The 13,717-nt window shown below is 55.0% G+C and carries 13 protein-coding genes and 1 tRNA gene; 6 read left to right on the forward strand and 8 right to left on the reverse strand.

The genetic code is table 11. The annotated features are described in order from the left end of the window. Positions 1-75 precede the first annotated feature (75 nt). Genes J1784_RS04715 through hpxZ form a run of 4 tightly spaced genes read left to right on the forward strand, consistent with a single transcriptional unit; the run spans position 76 to position 3,749 of the window. Entirely contained in the window at positions 76-1,662 is a 1,587-nt protein-coding gene (locus J1784_RS04715; RefSeq protein ID WP_217148239.1) for a gamma-glutamyltransferase family protein, read from the forward strand. A gap of 36 nt (positions 1,663-1,698) precedes the next feature. After that, positions 1,699-1,893 carry an oxalurate catabolism protein HpxX gene (gene hpxX, locus J1784_RS04720; RefSeq protein WP_217148240.1) on the forward strand — a complete coding sequence of 65 codons (195 nt, stop codon included), beginning with the start codon at positions 1,699-1,701 and terminating at the stop codon, positions 1,891-1,893. A 14-nt stretch (positions 1,894-1,907) separates the two neighbouring features. Next, entirely contained in the window at positions 1,908-3,311 is a 1,404-nt protein-coding gene (locus tag J1784_RS04725; protein ID WP_217148241.1) for an AtzE family amidohydrolase, read from the forward strand. Positions 3,312-3,365: 54 nt separating this feature from the next. Beyond that, a complete protein-coding gene (hpxZ, locus tag J1784_RS04730; RefSeq protein WP_217148242.1) occupies positions 3,366-3,749 on the forward strand; it encodes an oxalurate catabolism protein HpxZ in 384 nt (127 codons plus the stop codon). Between the two features lie 240 nt (positions 3,750-3,989). On the opposite strand, the gene puuE is transcribed toward hpxZ, so the two are convergent. The 3 genes from puuE to J1784_RS04745 are packed head-to-tail and all read right to left on the reverse strand — an operon-like array spanning position 3,990 to position 6,422. Beyond that, positions 3,990-4,937, reverse strand: a complete 948-nt coding sequence (puuE, locus tag J1784_RS04735; protein WP_217148243.1) for an allantoinase PuuE — start codon at positions 4,935-4,937, stop codon at positions 3,990-3,992. Further along, positions 4,930-5,688: an aspartate/glutamate racemase family protein gene (locus J1784_RS04740; protein ID WP_217148244.1), complete on the reverse strand. Its 759-nt coding sequence runs from the start codon at positions 5,686-5,688 to the stop codon at positions 4,930-4,932. The genes puuE and J1784_RS04740 overlap by 8 nt, the downstream gene beginning before the upstream one ends. Next, positions 5,688-6,422 carry a GntR family transcriptional regulator gene (locus J1784_RS04745; protein ID WP_217148245.1) on the reverse strand — a complete coding sequence of 245 codons (735 nt, stop codon included), beginning with the start codon at positions 6,420-6,422 and terminating at the stop codon, positions 5,688-5,690. Before J1784_RS04745 ends, J1784_RS04740 begins: the two co-directional genes overlap by 1 nt. 177 nt (positions 6,423-6,599) lie before the next feature. On the opposite strand from J1784_RS04745, the gene J1784_RS04750 reads away from it, so the two are divergent. Then, on the forward strand, positions 6,600-8,102 hold the full coding sequence (locus J1784_RS04750; RefSeq protein WP_217148246.1) for an NCS1 family nucleobase:cation symporter-1: 1,503 nt from the start codon (positions 6,600-6,602) through the stop codon (positions 8,100-8,102). Positions 8,103-8,186: 84 nt separating this feature from the next. Here J1784_RS04750 and J1784_RS04755 read toward each other — a convergent pair. The 5 genes from J1784_RS04755 to J1784_RS04775 form a co-directional block, all read right to left on the reverse strand. Continuing rightward, a tRNA-Asp gene (locus J1784_RS04755) sits at positions 8,187-8,263 on the reverse strand. Positions 8,264-8,415: 152 nt separating this feature from the next. Then, entirely contained in the window at positions 8,416-9,153 is a 738-nt protein-coding gene (gene dnaQ / locus J1784_RS04760; protein ID WP_217148247.1) for a DNA polymerase III subunit epsilon, read from the reverse strand. A gap of 81 nt (positions 9,154-9,234) precedes the next feature. Continuing rightward, positions 9,235-10,320, reverse strand: a complete 1,086-nt coding sequence (gene aguA, locus J1784_RS04765) for an agmatine deiminase (RefSeq protein WP_217148248.1) — start codon at positions 10,318-10,320, stop codon at positions 9,235-9,237. A gap of 3 nt (positions 10,321-10,323) precedes the next feature. Then, on the reverse strand, positions 10,324-11,208 hold the full coding sequence (gene aguB, locus J1784_RS04770; protein WP_120507399.1) for an N-carbamoylputrescine amidase: 885 nt from the start codon (positions 11,206-11,208) through the stop codon (positions 10,324-10,326). 59 nt (positions 11,209-11,267) lie between these two features. Then, positions 11,268-12,665, reverse strand: a complete 1,398-nt coding sequence (locus J1784_RS04775) for an APC family permease (protein WP_217148249.1) — start codon at positions 12,663-12,665, stop codon at positions 11,268-11,270. 103 nt (positions 12,666-12,768) lie between these two features. Between J1784_RS04775 and J1784_RS04780 the strand changes: the two genes are divergently transcribed. Further along, on the forward strand, positions 12,769-13,665 hold the full coding sequence (locus J1784_RS04780; protein WP_217148250.1) for a LysR family transcriptional regulator: 897 nt from the start codon (positions 12,769-12,771) through the stop codon (positions 13,663-13,665). The last annotated feature ends 52 nt before the right edge of the window (positions 13,666-13,717 follow it).

Below are 13,717 nucleotides of genomic sequence, written 5' to 3' on the forward strand. Positions count from 1 at the left end.
TAACTTAATCCCTACGCGCCCTAAACCCTGCAAGCACGGGCAGCATAAAAAAAGCGTTTCTAAAAAGGACATCGCATGATTAACAGTAACAGCGCACCGCTGGGTATGGCGGTCACCCCTCATCATCTGGCGAGCCAGAGTGCGCTTGCGGTATTGCGCGAAGGCGGCAATGCCATTGAAGCGATGGTGGCTGCGGCCGCAACCATTGCCGTGGTCTATCCGCACATGAACGGGCTGGGCGGCGATGGCTTCTGGCTGATTGTGCCACCGCAGGGCAATCCTGTGGCGATAGATGCCAGCGGTGCGGCAGGTGCACTCGCCTCTCTCGATTTCTACGCGGGTGAAACTCATATTCCGCACCGTGGCCCGAAAGCGGCATTGACCGTCGCAGGCACTGTCGGCGGCTGGCAGGAAGCGCTGAATGTGTCGTCTGAATTTGGCGGCGAGCAAAAACCGCTTTCGCGCCTGCTTCGTGATGCCATCCGTTACGCTGCGGACGGCATTCCGGTGACGGCATCGCAGGAAGCGGCGACCCGCGCCAAGCAGCACGAACTAAAAGATTTCCGCACCTTTGCCGACGTTTTTCTGCCGAACGGGGAAGTCCCGCGCGCCGGTAATCGTTTCACCCAGCCGCAGCTGGCACAGACGTTATCCATGCTGTGCGAGGACGGGCTGAACAGTTTCTATCGGGGCGAGCTGGCCGGCAATATGGCCGCCGACATGGAAAAACTCGGTATGCCGGTGACCCGCGCCGATCTCGCCGCCTACAAGCCGCAGCGACGGGTACCGCTGCGCCTCAAACACAGCAAGGGCGAAATCTACAATCTGACACCGCCGACGCAGGGGCTGGTCTCACTGGCGATCCTCGGCCTGACTGACCGTCTGCCACTGGAAACCATGGACGAAAGCGCCACTATTCACAGCATTGTCGAAGCCACCAAACTGGCGTTTGGCCTGCGCGACCGCTTCATTACCGATCCACGTATGATGACGCAGGATGCACAGAGCCTGCTCGATCCGCAGTATCTCGACGCTCTCGCCACCCGAATCAAACCACACAGCGCCGCCGACTGGGGCAAAGGAAAAGGACCGGGCGATACCGTCTGGATGGGCGTGATGGACAGCAGCGGGCTGGCGGTGTCATTTATCCAGAGCATTTATCACGAGTTCGGCAGTGGCGTTGTGCTGCCGGGCAGCGGCGTGTTGTGGCAAAACCGCGGCGCGTCGTTCAGCCTCGACGCCAGCCATTTACTGGCGCTGGCACCGGGCAAACAACCGTTCCATACGCTCAACCCCGCCGCCGCACGCTTATACGACGGGCGCACCATGGTTTACGGGTCGATGGGCGGCGACGGCCAGCCGCAAACACAGGCCGCGGTGTTTATCCGCCATGTGGTACAGGGACAGTCTTTGCAGCAGGCGATCAGCGGTCCGCGCTGGCTGCTGGGTCGTACCTGGGGAGAAAGTTCGGATTCACTGAAACTGGAAGGCCGTTTCGCCTATCCGACGCTGGCCGGACTGAGGCAGCGCGGTCACGACGTTGAACTGTTGCCGGATTTCAGCGAGGCCGTCGGCCATGCCGGAGCCATTATCCGCCACACCAACGGCATGTTTGAAGGTGCCTCCGACCCGCGCAGTAACGGCAGCGCCGCCGGATTTTAATCAGACTTCGCTCATAAGCATTGATAAGGAAGCAGCATGAAAAATACTCCCGCAGCGACCGACTGGGCCGCTTACATCCGCCAGATGGAATCCGTGCTGGCGCTGGAACTCGACGACGGACGTCGTCAGGAATTGCTGGTGCAGTTCAGCCGTATCGCGCAAATGGCGCAACCGCTGATGGATTTACCGCTCGATTCGCGCCTGGAAATTGCCGGGGTGTATAGAGCATGAAGAGTGTATCGCGCATGAAATCGTTTGATAGCTTTACCGTCAGTCAGTTACATCAGGCGATTGCGCAGGGTGAAATCTCAGCGACAGAAATTGCCAGCGCCACGCTCGACGCCGTTGAACAGGCCAATCCGGTCATCAACGCATATACGCATATCACCCGCGAACGCATGCTGAGTGAGGCCGCAAAAGTCGATAAAACCCGCGCCAGCGGGGCCGCACTCACGCCACTTGCGGGCATTCCTTATGCGGTGAAAAACCTGCTCGACGTGGCCGGTGAAGTGACGCTGGCAGGTGCGAGTCTTAACAGCAGCAATGCCGCCGCCCACCACGATGCGTGGACGGTTTCCCGCCTCGCCGCACAGGGCGCGATGCTTTCCGGCATGCTGAATATGGATGCTTACGCCTACGGTTTTACCACCGAAAACAGCCATTATGGCGCTACCCGTAACCCGCGGGATCTGGCGCGCGTCGCCGGAGGTTCCTCCGGCGGGTCAGCCGCTGCGGTCGCCGCTGGTCTGGTGCATTTCACCCTCGGCAGCGATACCAACGGTTCTATTCGCGTGCCTTCTTCGCTGAGCGGTATTCTCGGCCTGAAACCGACTTTCGGGCGCATTTCACGTCGCGGCAGCCAGCCGTTTGTCGCGAGCCTCGATCACATCGGCCCGATGGCGCGGTGCAGCGAAGACCTTTCGCAGGTGTATGACGCGATCCAGGGCACGGATCCGCAGGATCATTTTCAGGCTGATAAGCCGGTTACCGCGACGTTTTCTCAGCTGGGTCGCGGTCAGCAAGGTTTACGTACTGCGGTGCTGGGCGGATATTTTTCTACCTGGTGCGACGACCACGCCAAAGCCGCCGTGCGCCAGATTGCGCAGGCGCTGGAGGCACAGGAAGAAGTTGAAATGCCGCAGGCCGAACTGGCGCGCTCAGCGGCGTTCATCATAAGTGCCTCTGAAGGCGGCAATCAGTATTTGCCAAAATTGCGCAGCATCCCGCAGCTGTTCGAGCCGCTGTCGCGTGAGCGTTTACTTGCCGGCGCGATGATCCCGGCAGCGTGGTACGTGCAGGCGCAGCGTTTTCGCCAGCAATTTCAGGAACAAATCTTGCCCTTGTTTGATCACTGGGACATTCTGATTGCGCCCGCCACGCCTTGCCCGGCAACGCTGATTGGCCAGGACACGATCAGAATTAGCGGTCAGGACCTGCCGACACGTGCCAATATGGGCATGCTGACGCAGCCGATTTCGTTCCTCGGTTTGCCGGTGGTGACGGTGCCGGTCACGACATCGACCGGTCTGCCGATAGGATTACAACTGATTGCACCGCCGTGGCGCGAGGATCTGTGCCTGCGCGCAGCACGGGCGCTGGAGCTTCAGGGAATAGTGAAAGTCAGCAGTTCTCCGGTGATGCCCGAGTAATAACCTGCATCGCCGTTTTTCAGGGTGAAGTAAAAAGAGTAAAGAGACGAAATCATGAAAACTGAACATATCGACCGCCCGGCGATCCTTGCCGAAATGAATGCGGCGTTTTATCGCTATGAACAGGCGCTTATCACCAATGATACCGCCGTCCTCGACGAACTGTTCTGGCATGACCCGCGTACCGTACGCTATGGCGCGGGAGAAAATCTTTACGGCATTGAAGCCATCCGCGCATTCCGCTCCGCACGATCGTCCCAGGGGTTAGACCGGGAATTGGTCAACACCACTATCACAACGTTTGGCGATGACATGGCGGTGGCCAGCACGGAATTTCGTCGTGAAGGGACCGATAAAATCGGGCGTCAGCAGCAGACGTGGGTGAAGATGGCGAGCGGATGGAAGATAGTGGCGGCGCATGTGAGTCTGATGGTTTGACCGAACCATCGGGCGATTCAGACATCTTGCCGAACGGAGCGGCCTGAAGACCCAAGGCTTCAGGACCGAGAGAGGGAACCGCACAGCGGCAAGATTTCCAGCCTGTCACGGTGATACCTGAAACATATTATCTAGCGATAGCGCGCAGTGAAAAAGCGCGGGAGTCCAGAGGGCGCGCGCTTATGCGTCCTCTGGGCCAGTTTGGGCGGCGAGCCCAAGGTCTTGATCTTGGTTTTGAACTTAAAGTCCCGGAGCAGGATGCTCTTTAACCCAGTGCTCAGCAATTTCCTGCCGCTTACACACCCACACGCGATCATGCGATTCCACGTAATCGAGAAACCGCTGTAAAGCGCGAAATCTCCCGGGACGGCCAAGGATCCGACAATGCATCCCGATCGACATCATTTTCGGTGAGGTTTCACCTTCTTCATACAACACGTCAAACGTATCTTTCAGATAGGTGTAGAACTGCTCGCCGGTGTTAAAACCCTGCGGTGACGCAAATCGCATGTCGTTGGTTTCGAGTGTGTACGGGATCACCAGATGTTGTTTTGTCTCGCCATTTTCCAGTTTTACCGGCGTCCAGAACGGCAGGTCATCGCCGTAATAATCGCTGTCATACTGGAATCCGCCCGACTCAGCCACCAGCTGACGGGTGTTCGGGCTGTCGCGCCCGGTGTACCAGCCGGTTGGCGCTTTGCCGAACAAATCACGCAGCACGGTAACGGCTTTTTGCATGTGCTGCGCTTCTTCGGCTTTGCTCATGTGCTGATAGTGGATCCAGCGCCAGCCGTGGCTGACGACGTCGTAATCCGCCGCTTTGATCGCGCTGACGATTTCGGAATTTCGCGCCAGCGCCATCGCCACGCCGAAAACGGTCAGTGGCAGTCCACGTTTTTGAAATTCATGATGAATGCGCCAGAAACCCGCGCGGGAGCCGTATTCGTAAAGGGAATCCATCGACATGTGGCGGTCGGGGAAACTGGCGGCACCGATGATGTCAGACAGAAATTGTTCGGAACCGGCATCGCCATGCAACACGTTATTTTCTGCACCCTCTTCGTAATTGAGGACAAACTGCACCGCTATGCGGGCATTGCCCGGCCAGTTGGCATGCGGCGGGCGTCCGGCGTAACCGATTAAGTCTCGCGGATAAGCATCAGTAAAACCGTACTCGAAATCAGACATAGTGTTCTCTCAGATTCAGTCCGGCAAAACGGCCAGACAAAGGTTTTTCCAGCGGATAATCCAGATCACCGTGTTTACTGGTCGTCAGGCGCAAGGACGCCAGTGATTCGACCATTTTGACCGCCGCGCTGACGCCGTCGATCACCGGTATATTCAGCTCAAGCGTCAGTTCCTGCGCCAAATCGGCCATTCCGCCGCAACCGAGCACAATCGCCCCGCTGCCGTCGGATTTTTTTGCCGCGATACACTGTTCACGCACTTTTTGTTGTGCCAGCCCGCTGCCGTCTTCCAGCGATAACACTGGCAGATCAATGGCGTGCAGAGCCGCGCAATGGCGCTCAAATCCATACTGATGCAGCAGATGCCGGGCGATAGTCAGCGTGCGTGGCAGCGTCGTGACAATAGAGAATCGCGTCGCCAGCATCGTTGCCAGATGCATCGCCGCTTCGGCAATACCTATGACCGGCGCACGCGCCAGCTCACGGGCAGCCAGTAATCCGGGATCACCGAAACAGGCAATAATGTGCCCGTCGACACCCGCATCGCGCCCCGCTTTTATCTGCTGCAACACGCCAAGCGTTGCAACCGCTTCGTCGAAATGTCCTTCAATGGATGGCGCGCCTTCTTCAGGGCAGACCGCCAGAATTTGTGTCTCCGGCGCAGCCACTGAACGGGCGGTTTGCGCCATCACTTCGGTCATCGCCAGGCTGGTATTGGGATTAATCAGTTGTATACAAAGTGGATTCGCCATCAGTCGGAGTCCTTTTCTGTAACCGGCATCTGCGCGGCAAAAATCTGCGCGAAATCGGGCATTGGCCCTTTGTTTTGCTCAAAGCGCAGGCTGGCGACGATGCTGTCAAAATGCTGCGCCATGCTGTCGGACAACGCTGCGGTATCGCGTTTTTTCAGCAACTCCAGCAGATCGTCATGATCACGACAACGGCACCCTTGCTGCCACGGTGCGCCCCAGGCGGCAATCGCCAGTGAAGAACGTAGTGTCAGCAGAGAAACGGATTCGGTCAGAACTTTGTTGCCGGAAATGGCCTGAAGCTGAACGTGAAAAGCGGCAGACAGACGGATTGCCGCAGCGCCGTCACGATCGTCATGGGCACGCTTTTCTTCCTGCACCAGTTTCTTCAGCGCCACCAGATGTGTGGACTGACAACGGTCAATCACCTGCGGCAGGTTGGCGCATTCCAGAATTTTACGGGTCGCGAAAACATCGCGGGCCTCAGCCGCATCCGGCGCGGTCACATGCGCACCACGCTTGGGCAATATTGTCACAAGTTGCACTGCGGCAAGGCGCTGTAACACCCGGCGGATACCCGTGCGACTGACAGAGAACACTTCCGCCAGCGCTTCTTCGGGTAATTTACTGCCGGGTAAAAGCTGGTGCTCAACAATAGCCTTCACCAGCGCGTTATAAATGTGGTCGTCCTTATCCTCGGTAAAATAGGCCGTATTCAGCCCGCTCCAACTGGTCATTGCTGTTACTCCGTATACCGTTTTGTGTATTTATCGTATACCTGAAATAGATTTTTTGTATACAAGAAGTGAAGTTTGGCCTGATTCATGCAGTGTTCCCGTGACTGCTTTTTAACTTTGGGCAGCCGGTATCCGGCTTCCGACTTTCACATGTTGTTTATGACAGGAGCACGATTTATGCCAAATCAGGAAATCACCTCCGCCACGGCGTCTTCCGAACAGGGCGCCGGGATCATCAAACCTTATTACAGCCCGCGGCTGTGTAATGATGACTTAGCGCCTACCCGAGACCAAAACTGGAGCTGGTACAACATATTTTCTTTCTGGATGTCCGATGTGCACAGCATGGGCGGCTACGTAATGGCCGCGAGTTTCTTTACGCTCGGCCTGACCAGCTGGCAGGTACTGCTGTGTTTATTGTGCGGAATTTGTATCGTGCAGATTTGTGCCAATCTGGTGGCGAAACCAAGCCAGCAGGCTGGCGTGCCTTACGCGGTGATTTGCCGTCAGGCATTTGGCGTGTTCGGAGCGAATATTCCGGCGGTGATCCGCGGGCTGATCGCCTTCGCGTGGTACGGCATTCAGACCTATCTGGCGGCCAGCGCGTTAATGCTGGTGCTGCTCAAATTCTTTCCTTCCCTGACGCCGCTGACCGTGCCGCACTGGCTGGGCCTTTCAGCCCTCGGCTGGATTTGTTTCGGTATCATGTGGGTCTTGCAGGCGATGGTATTCTGGCACGGGATGAGCGCGATTAAGCGTTTCATCGATGTGGCGGGTCCGGCGGTGTATGTCGTCATGCTGATGCTGGCGGGCTGGATTTTGTATAAAACCGGGCTAAGCAATATCTCCTTTACGCTTTCGACCAAAACCCTGACCGTCGGCCAGCAAGGCTGGGAAATGCTGACCGCCACGGCGCTGGTGGTGTCTTATTTCTCCGGTCCGCTGCTCAACTTCGGCGACTTCTCCCGTTACGGTAAGAGCATGAGCGAAATCCGTCGCGGTAACCGCTGGGGCCTGCCGTTTAACTTCCTGCTTTTCTCGATTGTGACCGTAGTGATTGTTTCCGGTACACAATCGCTGTTCGGCCAGATGATTACCGATCCTATCGAAACCGTCAGCCGCGTGGGCAACAGCGTGGCGGTGGCGCTCGGCTTGCTGACCATGATCATCGCCACCATCGGTATCAATATCGTGGCGAACTTCGTGTCACCGGCGTTCGACTTCTCTAACTGTTCACCGCAAAAAATCAGTTTCCGCACTGGCGGAATGATTGCCGCCGTCGGTTCTGTGCTGCTGACGCCGTGGAACCTGTTCCAGTCACCGGAAATTATCCACTACACGCTGGACGTGCTGGGGTCATTTATCGGGCCGTTGTTCGGGATTTTGCTGGCGGATTATTATCTCATCAAACGTGGTCATATGGATGTAGATGCGCTGTTTAATGCCACGCCTTCCGGTCGTTACTGGTACCGCAACGGATTTAACCCGAAAGCGATTGCCGCCCTGGTGCCGGCGGTGGTGATTGGTCTGGTGATAAGCTTTACGCCGGGCCTGCATCAGGTGGCGAACTTCAGCTGGTTTATCGGTGCATTCCTGGCTGGCGGTTTCTATCGTTACATCGCCCGTCATGATCGCGCGACCAGCGGCGCAATCGGCTATATGAAAACCGAAGCGGAATAACAGACGGTTAAAAGGAAGAAAAATAGCCAGGATGGCTGAAACGACGAAGCCCTGAGTGATTTCTCACTCAGGGCTTCTGAATAGTGGCGGAACGGACGGGGCTCGAACCCGCGACCCCCTGCGTGACAGGCAGGTATTCTAACCAACTGAACTACCGCTCCGCGTTTTGTTCTGGTTAAGAACGGAGCGGATATTAAGGAATGCCCGCCCTTACGTCAATGCTTTTCCTGAGATTTTCAATCAACTGCACAGTTTTCCCGCAGAATGGATGTTTTCAAAACAACAGTTTCAAACCACGCCGAAGAAACGGAACTTACGAACGCCACAGACAGCTGCCGCCCTTTTTCACCACCAGATCCAATCTTTCTTCATGCCACGCCAGTTCCTGCTCATTCGCCGCGATCACTTTTAACCCTGAAGCCGGACGTGCCACGCGCTGGATCCCTAACCCGTCAGCACCGGTATTTTGCTCGCCTTCGTGGGTAAATTTGATGCTGGTCTGGCCGCCGGTCATCATCAGATAGACTTCGGCAAGAATTTCGGAGTCAAGCAAAGCGCCGTGCAGCGTACGTTTGCTGTTGTCGATCAGGTAACGATCGCTCAGGGCATCGAGGTTATTACGCTTGCCGGGGAACAGCTTACGCGCCATTGCCAGGCTGTCGGTGATTTTACAGAACGTTTCGGTTTTTGGCAGGTTACGTCCGAGCATGTCGAATTCGTAATCCATAAAGCCGATATCGAACGTTGCGTTATGAATGACTAATTCGCCGCCGCGAATGTATTCGATAAAGTCGTCGGCAACCTCGGCGAAGGTCGGTTTATCGGCGAGGAATTCGTCGCTGATACCATGAACGCCAAAAGCTTCCGGATCCACCAGACGGTCGGGCTTGAGATAAACATGGAAATTGCGCCCCGTCAGGCGACGGTTAACCACTTCAACAGCACCGATTTCGATAATCCGGTGCCCTTCATAATGGACGCCGAGTTTATTCATACCGGTGGTTTCGGTATCGAGAACGACGATCCTGTTAGATGTGTTTTGTAAATCCATAGCTCATTACCCAACGCTGACAGTCAATTGCAGAAACAGTCTGCCCGGCGGGAAACAGAATCACGCGCCGGGCACTTTATCTTACGCAGGGATTTGCTGCGTAATGCAGTGGATGTTACCACCGCCCAGCAAGATTTCACGAGCCGGAATACCGGTGATTTTGAAATCAGGATACATCTGTGCAAATAGCGCTTCGGCCAGGCTATCGGTCTGAGCATCCAGCAGCGGATAAATAATGTGCTGATTGCTTATCAGATAATTGACGTAAGAACCCGCCAGACGGTTACCTTCCAGACGTTCAATCGCGGTGCCTGGCAATACGCCAATCGTCTCTTCTGCTGTGGCATGCATCACAGGAGGCGAAGGCATTTTCCAGATTTTCAGGCTGCGGCCTTTGGCATCTTTCGCCGCTTCCAGCACTTTTAAAGCCGCAGCTGATCGCGCGTATTGCGGATCCTGCTCGTCGTCAGTCCAATGCAAAGCGACTTCACCCGGACGGACGAAGCAGCACATGTTGTCAATGTGTCCGTCGGTTTCGTCGTTGAATACGCCGTCTTCCAGCCAGATGAATTGCTTCACGCCGAGGTATTTCTGCAAATGCGCTTCAATTTCAGTTTTCGAAAGATGAGGGTTGCGGTTCGGATTGAGCAGGCATTCTGCGGTGGTCAGCAAGGTGCCTTCCCCGTCCACATGAATTGAACCGCCTTCCAGCACCAGATCCGTGGATACATAAGGGATCTGCTGATGATCCGCTACCTGACGGGCAACCAGCTGGTCGCGCTCCCAGCTCGAATACAAACCGCCGTTGAAGCCGCCCCACGCATTGAATGTCCAGTCAATGGCCAGGCGCTCGCCCTGCGGATTCACCACAATGGTCGGGCCGGTATCGCGCATCCAGGCGTCGTCGCTTTCCATTTCCACCAGCGTTATCTGCGCTGGCATCACTTCGCGCGCGTTGGCCATTTCTGCTGCCGGAACCGCCATAAATACCGGCGTTTTGGTCGCGATAGCTGCCGCCACGTTAGCAAAAGCCAGCTGCGCCGGACGACCGTTTGAGCGCCAGTTATCGGTGCGGTAAGGCCAGATCATCCAGACAGCCTGCTGCGACGCCCATTCAGCGGGCATCGCAAAACCTTCAGCCTGAGGATTGATATCAATAGAAGACATCAGTTATTTCCTTGTTGAACCGTCAGATGTCGCGATGGCGCCATACATTTCAGGACGGCGATCGCGGAACAGCCCCCACGATGCGCGCTGTGCAGCGACAGCATCCAGATCGAAGGTATGAACCAGCACGGCTTCGTCGGTTTTGTTGGCTTGCTGCACCAGTGCACCGGTCTGATCAGCAATAAAGGAAGAGCCGTAGAACGTCATTTCGTAATCGGGAATGAATTTGCTTTTTTCCGTACCGATACGGTTAGAAGCAATCACCGGCACCAGGTTAGCGGCAGCGTGGCCCTGCTGAACGCGGGTCCAGTGCGGCTGGCTATCAATTTCAGGATATGCCGGTTCTGAACCAATCGCCGTCGGATAGAAGATGATTTCTGCGCCCTGCAATGCCAGACAACGTGCAGTTTCCGGGAACCACTGATCCCAGCAAATACCCACGCCGATTTTCGCGTAACGGGTGTTCCAGACTTTGAAGCCGGTATCGCCAGGAATGAAGAATTGTTTTTCCTGATAGGCCGGGCCGTTCGGAATATGAGTTTTGCGATAAACATCCAGCACACTGCCGTCAGCATCAATCATGACCAACGAGTTGTAATAGGCGTTATTGCACTTTTCAAAGAAGCTCAGGGGCAGTACGACTTCCAGTTCTTTCGCCAGCGCAGAGAAATGGCGGATAAGCGGGCTGTTATCCAGCTCCTGCGCCAGGCTGTAATGCTCAGGGCTCTGATCAATACAGAAGTAAGGCGCAGCAAAAAGCTCCTGGATAAGAATAACTTGTGCGCCTTTGGAATGAGCCTGGCGAACCAGTTTCTCAGCGTTAACAATATTCTTTTCCAGATCCCAGCTGCAGCTCATTTGTGTTGCAGAAACCGTAACATTTCTCATTAGACATCCTTAAAGCATTGAAAATTGGCAGTGAAAAAACCATGAAAGTCGGAACTCACTCAGAGTTTTGAACTGGCACTCTGCATTTTTCTATTATATTGCAAAAGACAGAGCTCTCCAGCCAAAAGAGTCACGATGATTCCGATAACAATCGGCAGGCTGTGGCTCATGTCGATTTTTCCGTCGAATAAATCTGGGAACACAAACAGAATAATCCCCTGAATAACAAACAGTAAGCACACACCAGCGACCAGCCACTGGCCGAAAATGCCGCCAGGTACCCGATACGGACGCAGTGTTTCAGTTTCCTTATAGCGCAACCAGAACCATGCGCTGAAGAGCAGTAAATACGGCAGAAGGAAAATGCAGCTCGAGAAAGAGAAGATAATCCAGAACAGGTCGCTCCTGTCGCTGGCCAGCTGGCTGTAGCAGAGGATAACCAGCGTGGAGACCACGCCGGTCGCCACATTCGCGCCGACCGGCGTGTGAAAACGACGGCTCAGAATGCCCAGACAGGCAGGCAACTCCCCGCTTTTTGCCGCTTCGGCGGCGGTGCGGCTCGAGCCGGACGTCCAGGTCACCATATTGCTGATGAAACTGAATAACGTCAGCACACACAAGATATTAAGGATTATCCGCGCCCCTTCACTTTGCCCGAAAATGATTTTCATCGCATCGATGATGCCTGACACCAGGCTTATCTGACTGACAGGCAGTGCGGCGAGAATGCCAAATGTCCCGAATAAATAGAGTGCTGAGATGAGTATGGCGGCCAGGAACATTGCGGTGCGCATCGTTTTCTCAGGGCTTTTGATCATCTTGCCCATACTTGCGACCAGTTCCAGCCCCAGCAGGCTGTAGATGATGGCGGGCAGAAAGCGGCTGCTTTCGTTGAGATGCGGGATCAAGTTATGCCACTCAAAATTGTTGGCGAGACCATGTTGCAGAAAATAACGAATACCCGCAAAGCCCAGCACGGCAATCACGATAATTTTTGCGAAAGCCCCCCAGCGGGCGATTTTAAGACATACGCTGGTGGAGATGTTGCAAAACCAGACCGTCAGCCAGGTCAGCACCAGACACAGCAGAATTTGCCAGTGCAGCGCCATTTTCGGCCAGTACAATGAAGAAAAGGTGCCGGCAAAGAGAATATAAACAGAAGGCATCCACAGCCCGACGTTGATCCAATAGAGATAAGAGGTTCTGGCGGCCATGCGTGTCCCGAATGCCCGCTTAACCCAATCGTAAATACCGCCTTCAGCAGGCCAGGTGCTGCCCAACTCCGTGACCACCAGCGTATAAGGCAGAACAAAGCCCGCCAGCATAATAACCCACCACGAAAAAGCCGACGGTCCGATGGCGGCAGAAGCCGTCAAAGTATCAAGGATCATGACCGCACAAAGGGTGAACATCGTCAGACTGCCCATGCCAATCTTTTGATTTTTATTCGTTTCCATCATCACACCCTGCTTTTTAATCGGATAACAGTGAATATATCAGTGACAAACAATATGAATGAAATGTATTGTTTTCATCAAATAATGAAGGATATTCATAATCATGCTGGACCTGAATCTTCTTCGCCTGGTGGTCATTCTGGCGAAAGAAAAAAACGTCACCCGCGCTGCACTCAAAGCCAATATCACGCAATCAGCGTTCAGCCATGCTCTTAACCGTATCCGGGAGCAGCTGAATGACGAGGTGTTTGTACGCACACGCAATGGCATGGAGCCAACGCCTTATGCCGCCTCGATTATTCCGGTGATTACCAGTTCACTGGACAGGCTGGAAGCCGCCACCCGCGGCGCTCATGCGTTTGACCCGCTTCGCGATGCCCATACCTTTTATATCGGCGCAGTCGATTATTTTGAATTCATGTTTATGCCGGTGCTGACCGCGCGGTTTAAGCAACTGGCACCGAATGTCCGGCTTTCCGTCGATATTCTTTCAGAAACTATCAAGCTAGAGCGCATTGAGATGGGGCAACTGGACGCTTTTATCGGCGTCGACACCCTGCAACATGTTCCGCACTACTATAATAAGCACCCGCTAATTTCAGACCATTTCGTGGCGATAGCGTCAAAGGATCGTAGGGATCTGCCGTCAGTGCTCACGATCAAAAATCTGGTTACGGAGCCGCAAATCCATCTGCCCGCCGTCAGTTCCGGCGCTGACCATATCGACCGCTGGCTGTCGGCGCAGCATCTCTATCGTCCGCTGGCGACAGTGGTACAAAGTTATGCTGTCGGAGGAAGGGTCGCGGTGGCATCGGGTTATCTGATGTGCGTGCCCTATCGCATCGCCCGCGAACTGGCGGATATGCTGCCTTTGCGGATACTCGAATTACCTGCCGGTTTGCCAACTTATGAGCTGAATCTGCTGACGCACAGCTTGTTTGATCATCAGCCCGCGCTGCGCTGGCTGATTAATGAGCTGAAAAATGCGCGCATTGAATAACGCAGCGCAACAGGCAGAGGTGGCGAAGATATTGAAGTGCTCACCGCGCCGG

This window comes from Rahnella ecdela (assembly GCF_019049625.1).
Classification (GTDB): domain Bacteria; phylum Pseudomonadota; class Gammaproteobacteria; order Enterobacterales; family Enterobacteriaceae; genus Rahnella; species Rahnella ecdela.